Annotated in this window: 13 protein-coding genes; 9 read left to right on the top strand and 4 right to left on the bottom strand. The window is 68.3% G+C overall.

The window, feature by feature from the left end; all coding sequences use genetic code 11:
• The first annotated feature begins 101 nt into the window (after nucleotides 1-101).
• A complete protein-coding gene (locus D0D37_RS48480) occupies nucleotides 102-470 on the top strand; it encodes an acyl-CoA carboxylase epsilon subunit (protein WP_341867991.1) in 369 nt (122 codons plus the stop codon).
• Nucleotides 471-1,038: 568 nt separating this feature from the next.
• Here the strand turns inward: D0D37_RS48480 and D0D37_RS21720 are convergent.
• From D0D37_RS21720 to D0D37_RS21710, 3 genes are read right to left on the bottom strand one after another with little or no spacing between them, the layout of a single operon-like run.
• Entirely contained in the window at nucleotides 1,039-1,692 is a 654-nt protein-coding gene (locus D0D37_RS21720) for a response regulator transcription factor (protein WP_162834380.1), read from the bottom strand.
• Nucleotides 1,693-1,714: 22 nt separating this feature from the next.
• Complete coding sequence (locus tag D0D37_RS21715; protein ID WP_162834379.1) at nucleotides 1,715-2,830, bottom strand: sensor histidine kinase; 1,116 nt, start codon at nucleotides 2,828-2,830, stop codon at nucleotides 1,715-1,717.
• The gene (locus D0D37_RS21710) at nucleotides 2,821-4,083 is read right to left on the bottom strand and encodes a nucleotide disphospho-sugar-binding domain-containing protein (protein ID WP_116202396.1); all 1,263 of its coding nucleotides are present in this window, start codon (nucleotides 4,081-4,083) and stop codon (nucleotides 2,821-2,823) included. The genes D0D37_RS21715 and D0D37_RS21710 overlap by 10 nt, the downstream gene beginning before the upstream one ends.
• Before the next feature lie 234 nt (nucleotides 4,084-4,317).
• On the opposite strand from D0D37_RS21710, the gene D0D37_RS21705 reads away from it, so the two are divergent.
• Nucleotides 4,318-5,250, top strand: a complete 933-nt coding sequence (locus D0D37_RS21705; RefSeq protein ID WP_116202395.1) for a proline iminopeptidase-family hydrolase — start codon at nucleotides 4,318-4,320, stop codon at nucleotides 5,248-5,250.
• Complete coding sequence (locus tag D0D37_RS21700; RefSeq protein WP_116202394.1) at nucleotides 5,243-6,202, top strand: ACP S-malonyltransferase; 960 nt, start codon at nucleotides 5,243-5,245, stop codon at nucleotides 6,200-6,202. Before D0D37_RS21705 ends, D0D37_RS21700 begins: the two co-directional genes overlap by 8 nt.
• Here the strand turns inward: D0D37_RS21700 and D0D37_RS21695 are convergent.
• Complete coding sequence (locus tag D0D37_RS21695) at nucleotides 6,195-6,467, bottom strand: acyl carrier protein (protein ID WP_244223618.1); 273 nt, start codon at nucleotides 6,465-6,467, stop codon at nucleotides 6,195-6,197. The two genes, D0D37_RS21700 and D0D37_RS21695, sit on opposite strands and share 8 nt — an antisense overlap.
• A gap of 206 nt (nucleotides 6,468-6,673) precedes the next feature.
• On the opposite strand from D0D37_RS21695, the gene D0D37_RS21690 reads away from it, so the two are divergent.
• From D0D37_RS21690 to D0D37_RS21665, 6 genes are all read left to right on the top strand, one after another.
• On the top strand, nucleotides 6,674-8,170 hold the full coding sequence (locus tag D0D37_RS21690; protein ID WP_116202392.1) for an AMP-binding protein: 1,497 nt from the start codon (nucleotides 6,674-6,676) through the stop codon (nucleotides 8,168-8,170).
• 174 nt (nucleotides 8,171-8,344) lie between these two features.
• Nucleotides 8,345-9,814 (top strand): AMP-binding protein, encoded by a 1,470-nt coding sequence (locus D0D37_RS21685; protein WP_244223617.1) that lies wholly within the window; start codon nucleotides 8,345-8,347, stop codon nucleotides 9,812-9,814.
• Entirely contained in the window at nucleotides 9,811-11,025 is a 1,215-nt protein-coding gene (locus D0D37_RS21680; protein WP_116202391.1) for a type III PLP-dependent enzyme domain-containing protein, read from the top strand. Before D0D37_RS21685 ends, D0D37_RS21680 begins: the two co-directional genes overlap by 4 nt.
• Nucleotides 11,022-11,498: a cobalamin B12-binding domain-containing protein gene (locus tag D0D37_RS21675; RefSeq protein ID WP_116202390.1), complete on the top strand. Its 477-nt coding sequence runs from the start codon at nucleotides 11,022-11,024 to the stop codon at nucleotides 11,496-11,498. The genes D0D37_RS21680 and D0D37_RS21675 overlap by 4 nt, the downstream gene beginning before the upstream one ends.
• A complete protein-coding gene (locus D0D37_RS21670; RefSeq protein ID WP_116202389.1) occupies nucleotides 11,495-12,763 on the top strand; it encodes a methylaspartate mutase in 1,269 nt (422 codons plus the stop codon). The genes D0D37_RS21675 and D0D37_RS21670 overlap by 4 nt, the downstream gene beginning before the upstream one ends.
• The gene (locus tag D0D37_RS21665) at nucleotides 12,760-13,956 is read left to right on the top strand and encodes a cytochrome P450 (RefSeq protein WP_116202388.1); all 1,197 of its coding nucleotides are present in this window, start codon (nucleotides 12,760-12,762) and stop codon (nucleotides 13,954-13,956) included. Before D0D37_RS21670 ends, D0D37_RS21665 begins: the two co-directional genes overlap by 4 nt.
• Nucleotides 13,957-14,059 lie beyond the last annotated feature (103 nt).

The raw sequence follows: 14,059 nt of genomic DNA, 5'->3' as shown, positions 1-14,059 counted from the left end.
TTGTTGCGCAGGGTGAGTCGGCCGCGGCCGGGACTTCTCGGACGCCGGGGGAGTTGGCTGGGCTGGGGTCTGGTGGGGCAGTTGGTGGGCGGTGCGAGGCGATGACGTCTGTCGACGCGGCCAGTGCGGAGGCTCCGGCGGTGCCAGAGGATTTGGCTGGTGAGGCAGTCGGCGGGTGGTGTGATGCGATGACGGCCGCAGACGCGGCCACAGTCGAGACCCTTGCGGTGCAGGGGGATTCGGCTGGGTTCGGAACTGCCGAGGCGCGCGGTGAACAGCGTGCTGTGGCGGTAACGCCCGCAGTACGTGTCGTGCGTGGGAATCCGGATGACGTGGAAGTGGCTGCCCTCCTGGTGGCGTTGGCCGCAGTCGGTCAGGCAGCGGGGGCTGGGCGCGAAGAAGTTGCTGTGCCGTCACCTCGGCAACCGTCGACAAGGTTTGTTCCGGCGACGAGCTGGCGGGCGCGATAACTCGGTCCGCGCAGGACTCGAAGGAAGCGAAGGAAGCGAAGGAGCGGGGCCCGCGTCGGCGCATGGCGATGCGGACTTTCCGCAAGACGGCATGACTGTCTTCGGCAGCCGCACGGAGCGCAGGTCTTCGAGATCGCCAGCTTGGGCGAAGTTGCGGTCTCAAGGGCGATAGGGAAGACGGCAGACGCCGACCGTCGGTGGAATCGTTGCGCTGCAGCAGCATTTGACGAGCGACATGCCGAACGCGCCGCGGCAGGTGAAAGAGTGGCCGTGGCGAATGGCGGCGGGTGGCGGAAGCGTTGCGCCACAAGAGAACAACTACATCGTCCACAACGGACGACACGGGGACAGGTCCAAGATCCATATTTCCAAACTACCGCTGCCAGTCGAACATCTGCACGGTATCGATCCGGTGAATCAGGTGCGCGCGGTGGCGCGGTCTAGGTGGTCACGTCTCGCAGGCAGCGCGAAGAAGAGCAGCGCCGGGTCCACGATCCCTACCCGTTGCCGGTGCGATGGCAGCTGGCTTCAGGAAGCTTTGGACCGCGCGGAGGCGGCGGTCTGGGGCTCAGGCGTGCACGGCGGTGCTGTCCAGGTAGGTCAGAACGGCGCGGATGCGGCGGTTCTGGTCCCGGCTTGCCTCCAGGCCGAGCTTCGCGAAGATGTTGCTGATGTGGTTCTCGACCGCTCCCTGAGTCACCACCAGGGCCTTGGCGATGGCCGTGTTCGACAGGCCCTGTGCCATCTGCGCCAGCACCTCGGTCTCCCGTGCAGTCAAGGCCTCCAACGGATCCCGGCTGCGGGACAGCATCTGCGCGACCACGTCCGGGTCGATCGCCGAGCCTCCGCCGGCGACGCGGCGGACTGCTTCCAGGAAGTCCGCGACATCGGCGACTCGTTCCTTCAGCAGGTAGCCGACGCCGGAGGTGCCTTCCGCAATCAGGTCTACCGCATAGCTTCCTTCGACATACTGCGACACCACCAGCACCGGCAGGCCGGGGATTTCCTTGCGGGCGGCCAAAGCTGCGCGCAGGCCCTCGTCGGTGAAGGTCGGGGGCATCCGGACGTCGGCGATGACCAGGTCGGGGCGGTGGTCTCGGATGGCCACCAACATGTCGTCGCCGTTGTCCACCGCGGCGGCGGTTTCGATGCCGACGTCCGCCAGCAGGCTTTGCACTCCGGCGCGCAACAACACCGAGTCTTCCGCGATCACGACGCGCATTTTCTTGCCTCCACAACAGGATTCACCAGCGGACGGGCAGATCGGCTCGCACGACGGTGGGGCCGCCGGCGGGGCTGACGACGGTGAGCACACCGTCGATCGTGGCGGCGCGGTCGGCCAAGCCGGTCAGACCGCCGCCGGGGCGCATCGACGCGCCGCCGTGGCCGTTGTCGGTGATTTCGACGACCACGGTGTCGTCGTCGCGGGTCACTCGCACGGACGCGCGGTCGGCGCCGGAATGTTTGGTCACGTTGGCGAGCGTTTCGCTCACGATGAAGTACGTCGTCGTTTCCACAGGTGCGGGAGGACGGGGTTGTACGGTAACCTCGACCTCAATAGGGATAGGCATTCTTGCGGTAAGAGAAGACAACGCTGCGTCCAGGCCACGATCCTGGAGCACCGGCGGGTAGATGCCGCGCGCCAGGTCGCGCAACTCCGAAACCGCGAGTTTCGCGTCGGCGTGCGCGGCTCCGATGAGTTCGCGGACCGCGGTCGGGTCGTCGAGATCGAGTTTGAGCTGGGCCCGGCCCAGGCTCATCGCGACGGACACCAGCCGCTGCTGTGCGCCGTCGTGCAGATCGCGTTCGATCCGGCGTCGTTCGGCCTCCACCGCGTCCACTCCGCGTGCTCGCGAGTTCTGCAGCTGCACCGTGCGCGCTTCCAGTTGCGCGGTGCGGTTCGGGCCGAGGAACGACGTTGCCAGTTCGCCGTGCATCGCCCCGATGCGCGGTGCCACGAAAATCCCGAAAGGAGGTACCGCGGTGGACACGACGCCCGCCACGAATTCCACGATGCCCAACGGAAAAGCGATCAGCACGAACGCGAACTCGCGCCAGGTGGCGGGGTCGAGCAGCCGCGCCTGCCACACCGCGAGCATGCCCGGGCCGGCCGGACGGCGGCGGACCGGTTCGGCAATGGTCACGCCGAGCATCTGGTGCGCCCAACGGCGTTCGAAGGCACAGTACGAACGCATCAAGGAGGTCGCGACCAACAGGATCGGGATGCCGATCCACAGCATTGTCGTCCCGACGCCGACCAGCATGGTCACCAGGATCAGCACGAACGCCGCGAGCCGGATCGGGAGGCTTAGCACGAGAAACCCGATCGTCCGCATGGTCGGCGGCCGCGTCACGGGCATCGCGCGATCCGTTCCAGTTCCGGCACGAGGTCGTCGAGAGTGGGCGTCGCCAGCATCTCGTCGCGCACCTCGAGCGCACAGTCTCGAAAGGACGGTTCTTCCAACAGCCGGCACACTCCGTCGCGGACGCTCGACGACGTCACGTCCTCGAGGTCCACCAGCAATCCGTTGCCGCGCTTCACCTGAGCCACCGCGGAGCCGCGTTCGCTCCACGTGGTGCCCGGGATGACCAGCTGCGGGACGCCGTTCACCACCGCGTTGCCGATCGTCGCGCCGCCGCCCTGGTGCACGATCGCGGAGCACGAGGCGAGGAGTTCGTTCATCGGCACGAAATCGACCGCGCGGACGTTGTCCGGGATCGCGCGCACGGACGCGAGCTGTTCCGCGTTGAGCGTGGCGATCACTTCGATGTCGAGGTCGGCGAGCCCGTCCAGCAGGTCCCCGACGGAGGTCTCCTCGACGCCGAGCGTCTGCCGGTTGGAGATGCCGAGGGTGAGCATCACTCGCGGCCGCTCCGGCCGGTCCAGCACCCAGGAAGGGATCGCCATCGGCTTGTTCTGCGGCACGAACCGGGCCGGGAGGTAGTCGACGTCCACGCCGTCGTAACGCAGATACGACGGATGACAGTCGATGGTCCGCACGCCGTAGCGGAGGGCTTCGTCGTAGTCGGCTCCGAACCGGCCGACCTCGGCGGACATCCACGTCTCGAACGGGTCCGGCGAGCTGTCCTCAGGGCGGCTGGCTCTGAGGTCGCGGTACTGCGCGCCGATGCGGGCGGTCTGGTCGGCGGCGTACATCATCCGCAGGTGCGGCACCCCCATGGCGTGCGCGACGATCGGCGCGGCGTAGATCAGCGGGTCCCACACCACGAGGTCCGGCTGCCACTGCCGGGCGAAGCGGACGAGTTCGTCGAGCAGCAGGTCAGGCGTGGTCCAGCGGAACACGTCGACCCAATGCTCGTACACGTTGCGCACGTACTCGTCGGTGTAGCGCTCGGGACGGCTTTCCGAGAGCCGGAATTCGCCGTGCATCGCGTTGTTGCCGTCGACCTGCTGCTGCCGGTGGCGGGCGATGTCGAGTTCGTCGCCGAACCACATGGCGTCCAGCCCGGTTTCGGTGAACGACGCGACCTCGCGCGGGTTGCGCTGCCCGACGAAGCGCACCTCGTGCCCGGCCGCGGCCAGCGCCCAGCCCACCGGAGCCATGCTGTAAACGTGCGTCCTCGTCGGGAAGACCATCAGCATCACGCGCATCGTGGCAGCTCCGGGTTCGTAGTCGCAGAGAGGGCAAGGGAAACGGTAGGGCCGCGCCAGGCCCAGGCCCACCCGGTAGGGGACCCCTGAATCCGGTGCCGGGCAGGAGGATTTGGCTCGGCTTTAGATGCCCCTTAGGGGCTAGTGGCGCGCGGGCCGCGGCGGATAGACAGGTAACCGGATCCGGCCGCGCTGCGCCGGAGACGGACGAGGGAGGCGAACGAGGTGATGAGCATGGCTCTGGAGCCCGCCGCGAAAGGCTGGGTCCCGTTCGGCGAGCACCGCACCTGGTACCGGGTCACCGGGCAACCGGGAGGAGCGGCGCCCGCGGTGGTCGTCGTGCACGGCGGGCCGGGCAGCACGCACGACTACCTGCTGAGCCTGGCCGAACTCGCCGAGCACGGATTCCCGGTCGTGCACTACGACCAGCTCGGCAGCGGCGGGTCCACCCGGCTGCCGGACGCCGGACCCGGGTTCTGGGACCCGGAGCTGTTCGGCGACGAGCTGGACAACCTGGTGCACCGGCTCGGCATCGAGGACAACTACGTCCTCTATGGACAGTCGTGGGGCGGCCTGGTCGTCGCGCGGCACGCCGCCGAGCGTCCGGACGGCCTGCGCGGGCTGGTGATCGCCAACTCGCCGGCGTCGTACGAGCTGTGGCGCAGCGAGATGGACCGGCTGCGCGCGCTGCTCCCGCCCGGCGTCGACGAAGGCCTGCGAGCGCACGAAACGGCGGGCACCACGGACACGCAGGAGTACTTCGACCTCATGCGCGTCTTCTACGACCGGCACGTCTGCCGCGTGCTGCCGTGGCCCGCCGACTATGTCGCCTCGTTCATGGAGATGGCCGACAACAACACCGTTTACTCGGTGATGAACGGCCCCAGCGAGTTCACCGTCACCGGCACGCTCGCGGACTACTCGGTGATCGACCGCCTCGACGACATCGAGGTGCCGACCCTGCTCATTTCCGGCGCGCACGACGAGGCCACCCCGGCCACCGTGCAGCCGTACTACGACCGGATCCACGACGTGCGCTGGGAGATCCTCCCGGAATCGAGCCACGTCCCCCATCTCGAGGAGCCGGAACGGTTCCGCGAAATCCTGCTGGGTTTCCTGCAGGAAGTCCATTCCCCCGCCGAAAGAGAGGTCGCCAGTCATGGATGAGGCCAGCCAGGCCGGATCGGCGGTCGTGTTCCCCGGGATGAGCCCGTGCCGGTTCGTCGACTTCGGCAAGTTCCTGCTCATCAACCCGTTCGCGCGCAGGCTCATCAAGGACGCCGACGACCGGCTGGGCTACTCGCTGGTCGACCGCTTCCGCGAGGCCGAGGGCGACTACTCCGAGTACGCCCAGGTCGGGTTCATGCTCACCTGCGTCGCGCTCGCCGAGTGGGCCGAACAGGAGTACGGGATGAGCCCGGACTACTGCACCGGCCCGAGTTTCGGCGAGAAACCGGCCAGCGTGTATGCCGGTGCGCTGACTTTCCCGGACGCGGTGTGGATGACCGCGAAGCTCGCGCAATGCCTCGACGAGTTCTTCGCGACCGAGCACACCGACGTCGTCACGCACTCGTTCGTCCGCACCCCGGAAGAGAAACTGCGCGACGCGCTGACGGAACTCGACGGGCGCGGCGAATGGGCCGACATCTCCTGCTACATCGACCACGACTTCTACATGGTCTCGGTGCGGGAGCGGAACCTCGACTGGCTCAAGCAGACCGTGCGGAGCATGGGCGGCCTGTCGCTGTACACGATGCGTCCTCCGCTGCACTCGCGCGCGTTCGGCGCGTTGCGGCGCAAGGCCGAGGACGAGGTGCTGGGCGGCCTCGACTTCCATGATCCCCTCCTTCCGATCATCGCTGACCAGGACGGTTCGGTGCTGCGGTCCGGCGAGCAGGTCCGCACGATGCTGCTGGACAGCATCGTCGAGCCGCTGCGCTGGCCGGACGTCGTCTCGTCGCTCGAACAACTCGGCGTGCGCAAGCTGTGGGTGGCCGGGCCGGACACGCTGTTCGGCCGCGTCCGCGCCACTACCAGCCGGTTCGAGGTGACCACGGTGAACCCGCGGCTCGCGCTGCAGCCGCGGCGGCGCGGCGCGGGTCCCTCGCGGGTCAGCTAGCCGGCTGCAGCTTCGACAGCGTCGTCCAGAGGCGTCCGGGGTTCTCGAACGTCTCCAGGTTCAGCGCGTCGTCGGAGAACCGGACGTTGTACTTCTCCTCCAGCACCGCCAGCAGTTCCACCGTGGCGAGCGAGTCGAGGCCGTACTCCTTGAGCGGGGTCTCGGGGCTCAGCGCCTCGTCGGCGGGCAGGAACGGGAGGTACGGGCGGAGGGCTTCGTCGAAAGAGCTGTCCCACATGGCTACTCCGGTGGCTGGGTCGGGCACTTCACCAGGCAGGGAAACCGACCGCCCGGTTCGGTTTTGAACTTTACCCCGCGCAGCCGCTCCCGGGCGACGCGTCGGCACCCCTATTGCTAATCCGGCCAAAAGCAGGCCGACCCCCCACCCGGCACGCAACCGTTGCTACGAAGCCACGAGGCCGTGACTGTGGTCGGGTTGGCAGCGATCGGCACAGTACGCGGAGGACCACGATGGACACGACGACCACCTCGGGACTGCACGCGCGGTTTCTGCGCGGGCTGGCCCGTTCCGAGTCCCGGCCGGCGGTCAGCGTCGGCGGGCAGACGCTGACCTACGGCGAATTGCACGAGCGGGCGTTGCTGTGGGGCGGGGCGCTGGCCGAGTCCGGCGCCCGCACGGTAGGGGTGCTGGCCGGGAAGGGCGTCACCGCCTACGCCGGGATTCTGGCCGGGCTGTACGCGGGGGCGACGGTCGTCCCGCTGCGGCCGGACTTCCCGGAGGCCCGAACCGCGCAGATGGTCGAGGCCGCGGAGGTGGACGCGCTCATCGCCGACGAACGCGGCCTGACCGTCGCTCCGTCGGTGAAGACCCTGCTGGCTCCGGAGGTCAGGCAGAAAGGACTGAAAGCGGCCCAAGCCCTCAGTGAGCCCAAGGACGTGCGGCCTGAGGACTCCGCGTACGTGCTCTTCACCTCGGGCTCCACGGGACGGCCGAAGGGAGTCCGGATCGGCCACGGCTCCACCGAGCACTACTTCGGCCTGCTCGACGCGCGGTACGACTTCACCCCGGACGACGTCTTCTCCCAGACGTTCGACCTGAACTTCGACTGCGCGATGTTCGACCTCTTCTGCGCCTGGGGCGCGGGTGCGGAAGCGGTGGTCCTGCCGGGCGCGGCGTACCGGAACGTGCCCGCGTTCGTGGAGGAGCGCGGCCTCACCGTGTGGTTCTCCACGCCGAGTGCGATCGATCTGGTGCGCCGCACCGGCCGTCTCAACCCGGGCGCGCTGCCGGGCCTGCGGTGGAGCTTCTTCGCCGGGGAAGCGCTGACCGTCCGCGACACCGCGGACTGGCGGGCAGCGGCGGGCAATTCCGTGACTGAGAACCTCTACGGCCCGACGGAGCTGACCATCACCGTCGCCGGGTACCGCTGGGACGACGAGGAAACCCCGCGCGTAGCGGTGAACGGCGTGGTGCCGATCGGTGCGGTGCACGAGGGACACGAGTACCTGCTGCTCGACGAGAACGAGGCGGGGGAGGGCGAACTCGCCATCGCCGGACCGCAGTTGACGCCGGGTTACCTCGACCCGGCTGACGAGAAGGGCCGGTTCCTCGACCGCGACGGGCAACGGTTCTACCGCACCGGTGACCGGGTGCGCCGTCTTGGCGGGGACGATCTGGCTTACCTGGGGCGGCTCGATTCGCAGGTGCAGGTGCTCGGCTGGCGCGTGGAGCTGACCGAGGTGGAGCACGCGCTGCAGACGTGCGGGGTGCAGGCGGTGGCGCTCGGCGTCCAAGGGGACGGCGGGACCGAATTGTTCGTCTTCTACACCGGCCCGCGGCGTCCGGTGATCGAACTGGTGCGGGCGTTGCGGGCGGTGCTGCCCGAGGGCGTGATCCCGCGGCGGTACGAGCACGTCGAGGAGTTCCCGCTGAATTCGAACCGCAAGATCGACCGGAAGACGCTCGCCGCGCGCGCCGCCGACCTCCGGAACCCGGTCCCCGCTTGAGGTCCGTGAAGGGCTCCTTGAGGGAATCAGATTCCCGGAAGGAGCCCTTCACGGACCGGCAGAGTGCCAGCTAGGGGCCGTTAGGGGTGTGGATCACCGCCTGCGCGCGGATAGCTTTCCGACGTCGGGGAGCTGTCCCGCGCAGGCACGGTGATTCTACGAATCCTTTCGGGAGTGGCAGTCGTGAACGAATCCGGTTCTCTCGTCCATGCCCTGCTCGACGCGGCGGTGGCCAGTGCGCCGGACGCCGCCGCGGTGCGCGACCGGGCGGGGGTCTGGACGTATGCCGAGCTGGCCGCCTGGAGCCACGCGGCGGAGGCGGTCCTCGCGCGGCGCGGGGTCGGACGCGGCGATCGCGTCGTGGTGCAGTTGCCCACGGACCGGGCGCTGGTCGCGCTCTTCCACGGCACTTCCCGCCGGGGCGCGGTGTTCGTGCCGATCAACCCCGCGATGAAGAAGTTCCATTTCGATTCCGTCGTCGAGAACGCCGAACCGGTGCTGATCGTTCAGCCCGCAGAGTTTGCTCCACTGTGGACGGAAGTCGAGGCAGCGTACCGCGAAGGAACGCGCGTCGAGCCGACTGACGTTGACCTGGACGACGTCGCAGTCCTCGTCTACACCTCCGGAAGCACGGCCGCGCCCAAGGGCGTCATCGGACCGCACCGGCAGGTCACCTTCGCCGCGGGAGCGATCCAGGCGGTGCTCGGTTATCGCCAGGACGACGTCGTCTTCTGCCGGTTCCCGATGTCCTGGGACTACGGCCTGTACAAAGTCCTCCTCTCGACGCTCGGCCGCAGCGAGATCGTGCTCGCCGACGCCGAGTCCGATCTTCGTCTCCTGCAACGGATGCGCGAGGTCGGCGCGACGGTCGTCCCGATCGTGCCTTCGCTCGCGACGATGATCGCCACGCTGGCCGAGCGCGACCAAGGCGAAGCGGCTCCGGTCCGGCTGTTCACCAACACCGGTGCGGCGCTGCCGGATTCGACCATCGAGAAGCTCCGCAACGCTTTTCCCGGCGTCCGCGTCGTCCGCCAGTTCGGCCAGACCGAGTGCAAACGGATCACCGTGATGCCGCCGGAGGAAGACACCGAACGTCCGGGATCGTCGGGCCTTCCGCTGCCCGGCACGACCGTGCACATCCTCGCCGCCGACGGAACTCCGTTGCCTGCAGGAGAAATCGGCGAGATCGTAGCCGCCGGACCGCACGTGATGCCCGGCTACTGGCGCGCCCCGGAGCTGTCCGCGCGAGCGTTCCGCCGTGACGAGGCCACCGGCGAGCTTCGCCTGCACACCGGCGACTACGGCCGGCTCGACGAGGACGGCTACCTCTACTTCGAAGGCCGCCGCGACGACATGTTCAAGCGCAAGGGAATCCGGATGTCCACTTTGGAGATCGAGGCGGCCGCGATGGACATCCCGGGCGTGCGCGCGGCGGGTGCGATCCCGCCGAGCGAGACGCGCGACCTGGCGATCTGCGTGGAAAGCGACCTGCCGCCGACCACGGTGCTCAAGGAACTGGCGCAGCGGCTCGAGCCGCAGAAGGTGCCCGCGCTGTGCCACGTCGTGGACGAGTTCCCGCTCACCGCGCACGGCAAGAACGCGACGAAGGAACTCGCCCTGCTGGTGGAAGGTGCCCGCAAATGAGCAAGTACGACGAGCTGGCAGCCCGGTTCGGCACGCCGGCTTACGTGTACGACCTGGACGTGACCGCCCAGTCGCGCGATCAGCTGTTCAGCCTGCTGCCCGAGGGGTTCGGGGTCTATTACGCGCTGAAAGCCAACCCGCATCCGGAGATCGCCCGCGAACTCCGCGAGGGCGGTTGCCGCGCGGAGATCAGCTCGACCGGCGAGCTGGCCAACGCGCTGACCGCCGGGTTCGCGCCGGAGGACATCCTCTACACCGGTCCGGGCAAGACGGACGGCGAGCTGGACGCGGCGCTCACCGCGGGCGTCCGGCTGTTCTCCGTCGAATCGCTGACTGACCTGCAGCATGTCGGTGCCGCGGCGGAACGGCAGGACACTGTCGCGCGTTGCCTGCTGCGAGTGAACACCACGCAGGGCAGCGCGTCGACCGGGATCCGGATGATGGGCCGTCCGTCGCAGTTCGGTGTCGACGCTGAGACGTTGCCCGAGTTGATGCCGCTGTTCAAGGCGGTTACTGGAGCCAAGATCGTCGGTGCGCACTTCTTCACCATGAGCAACGCGCAGGACGAGGACGCGCTGCTCGGCGAGTACGAGTTCGTGCTGCAGTCGGCCGCGCAGTTGCGCCAGGAAGTGGGACTGCCGCTGGAACTGCTCGATATCGGCGGCGGATTCTCGTCGCCGTACGCGGTTCCCGGCGAGCGCACCGACTACCCGAAGCTGCGCAACGGTTTGGAGCAGCTGCTGGATCTCTACCTGCCTGAGTGGCGCAGCGGCGAGGTCGAGCTGGCGTGCGAATCCGGCCGGTATCTCTCCGGGACTTGCGGGACGCTGCTGGCCAGCGTCGTGAACGTGAAGGAGAGCCGTGGCCACCGGTTCGTCATTCTCGACGCCGGGATCAACGTGGTCGGCGGGCTCTCCGGCATCGGACGGCTCCTGCCCGCCGCGGTCGGTGTCGAGCAGGTCGGAGACAACCCGGGGCAACTCGTCGGTCCACTGTGTACTCCCGGTGACTCGCTCTCGAAGACCGCGAAGCTGCCTGACCTGGCCGCTGGAGACCTGCTGACCGTGCCGAATGTGGGCGCGTACGGCGTCACCGCGAGTCTGATCAGCTTCCTCGGCCGTCCCGCGCCCACCGAAGTCGTGGTCCGCGGCGACGAGGTCATCTCGGTGTCGCGTTTGGACTATCAGCGAGCCTATGAGGTGTCGCTATGAGCGAGGAAGTCCGCGCTTACGGCGGCAGCATTGTCGAAGAACCCAGCGGGCGCACGGTGATCGTGAGCAGCATGGCGTCGGACTCGCACACCTGGAACCTCGTCTACCTCGAATTGCTCGTGGCGGAACTTGGTTTCGACGTCGTCAACCTCGGTGCGTGCGTGCCGGACGAGCTGCTGGAGTCCGAATGCGTCAGCCGCCGTCCGGCGATGCTGGTGCTGAGCAGCGTCAATGGGCACGGTTACCAGGACGGGCTCCGGGTCGTGCAGCGGCTGCGGGCGATTCCGGAGTTGCGCCGGCTGCCCATCGTCATCGGCGGAAAACTCGGCACTGGCGGACCGCTTTCCGACGAACAGACCGCGGAACTGCTGTTCGCCGGGTTCGACGGGGTCTTCGACGAGCAGAATGCCGCCGCTTTCCGGCACTTCGCGGCCACGCTTCCCGGCGGGGTCAGCCAGTTGGAGGGAGCGTGAGCTTCGAGCGGTTCGTAGCGCAGCGGCACGCGGCCGGGGAACTGGTCGTGCAGCCGCGCATGGGCTTCGACAGTCCGGCCGCGATGCGCGCCGGGCTGGTCGCGACCAAGCGCGCGAACGCCGCGACCGTCGGCACGCTCACGCTCGACAGCTACACCCGCGTCCGCGACACCGATTCGGCGGAACACGCACTGCGCAACGGAATTCCGCTCAACGGCTACCCGATCGTCAACCATCCGCCCGAAGTAACCCGGGCGATGCTCGACGGTCTCGAAGGCCCGGACTTCCCGGTGCAGGTCCGGCACGGTTCGGCCCGGCCAGCGGACATCTTCCGCGCGATGATCGCCGCCGGTCTGCACGCCACCGAAGGCGGCCCGATCTCCTACTGCTTGCCCTACAGTCGCACGCCGCTCGACGAGTCCGTGCGGAATTGGGCGTATTGCTGCGATCTACTAGTCAACGCCGACCATCCGGGCGGCCGTCCGCATCTGGAAACCTTCGGCGGTTGCATGCTCGGACAGCTGTGTCCGCCGAGCGAACTGGTCGCGATCAGCGTGCTGGAGGCGTTGTTCTTCTACCGCAAGGGTGTGCGCAGCATTTCGGTGAGCTACGCGCAACAGACGAACCTCCAGCAGGACCGCGAAGCCGTCGCCGCGCTGCGCCGGTTGTGCGCCGAGTTCTTGCCGGAAGCGACCTGGCACGTGGTGATCTACGCTTACATGGGTCTCTTCCCACGCACCCCTGACGGCGCGATGTTGTTGCTGGGCAAGGCCGCCGAACTGGCGATGAGCACCGGTTCGGAGCGGCTGATCGTCAAGACCGCCGCCGAAGCCCATCGCATCCCGACCGTCGCCGAGAACGTGACGGCGCTCGAACACGCGGCAGCGTCGGCAAAGGGCATCAAGGCCATTGTGGACGAAGACAATCAGGTTTACCGCGAGGCCTACGCCTTGGTCGACGCGGTCCTCAACAGCCACGCCGATCTCGACCGCGCGCTCGTGGTCGCCTTCAAACGCGGCCTGCTCGACGTGCCGTACTGCCTGCACCCGGACAACGCGGGCCAGGCGCGCAGCACGCTCGACGCGGACGGCCGGCTCGGCTGGTCCGCGCTCGGTTCGCTGCCGTTGCGCGGGATCGCCGAACGCGCGCCGAGCGGCCGGATCACCTCGTCGACGCTGATGTCGGCGCTGTCCTACGTCCAGCACACCCATGACACCCAGGCATTGGAGCAGCCGATGACCGCGATCGGAGGGGAACCGCGATGAGCACTCGCCGGACTGTCCGGGCGTATCCGTTCGACATGCACGAGACGTCCGTTTCCGAGACCTACCACCAGTTGCAGCGCGACGAGCCGATGAGCCGGGTGCAGTTGCCCTTCGGCGAGCAGGCGTGGCTGGCGACGAAGTACGCCGACGTCAAGCTGGTGAGCGCCGACCCGAGGTTCAGCCGGGAGCTGGCCCAGGGACTCGACCAGCCGCGGATGCGCCGCCAGCAGATGGGCGACGGCATCATGGGCATGGACCCGCCGGACCACACCCGCCTGCGCCGCCTGGTGATGAAGGCGTTCACCGCACGTCGGCTGGAGGCGATGCGCGAGAGCGTCCGCATCCTGACGCACGAGCTGATCGACGCGATGATCGAGAACGGCGCGCCCGGCGACCTCGTCGAGGATCTCGCGCGGCCGCTGCCGGTCACGGTGATCTGCAACCTGCTCGGCGTGCCCAAGGAAGACCACACGATCTTCCGCGAGTGGACCCAGGCGCTGGTCAGCGACGCCACGGCGAAGGGCGACGTGCTCGACGTCTACGGCGATCAGCTGGACAACTACGTGGCCCAGCTGGTCGCGCAACGCCGCGAAGACCCGACAGACGACCTCCTTGGCGCGCTCGTCTACGCCCGCGACGCCGGAGACAAGCTCAGCGAGAACGAGCTGATCTCGATCGCCGGTGCGGGCCTGCTCACCGGTGGCGTGGAGACGGTTTCCTCTGCCCTGCCGAGCTTCATCTTCACCCTGCTGACCCAGCCGGAGCTGCTCGCGCAACTGCGGGCACAGCCGGAGATCATGCCGACCGCGGTGGAGGAACTGCTGCGGTGGGTGCCGATCAACACCGCGGCGATGTTCGCCCGGTATGCCCGCGAGGACATCCGGATCGGCGACGTCGTGGTGCGGGCGGGCGATCCGGTGCTGCCCGCGCTGCACGCGGCGAACCGCGACCCGGAGGTGTTCGCGAACCCGGACGTCATCGACCTCACCCGCAGCCCGAACCCGCACGTCGCGTTCGGACACGGCCCGCACCACTGCATCGGAGCGCAGCTGGCCCGGCTGGAACTGCAGGAGGCGCTGAAAGCGATTCTGGAGCGTTTCCCGGAATTGCGGCTCGCGGACGGGCGCGACGGCGTGAAATGGGAGTACGGGGTGATCGTGCGCGGCCCGTCGCTGCTGCGCGTCGCCTGGTGATTTCCCGCCCCTAACGACGTTTTCTGGGGATCCGGCGCGGCGCGAGCCCGCCCTACGATCCGATCGACGACCCATGAATGCTGCCTGGCTACCGCGGTGGAGT

Origin of the sequence: Amycolatopsis circi, assembly GCF_003385235.1 — a bacterium.
GTDB classification, from domain to species: domain Bacteria; phylum Actinomycetota; class Actinomycetes; order Mycobacteriales; family Pseudonocardiaceae; genus Amycolatopsis; species Amycolatopsis circi.
The sequence above is the reverse complement of the archived record's forward strand: the minus strand, read 5'-3'. Positions and strand labels throughout refer to the sequence as shown.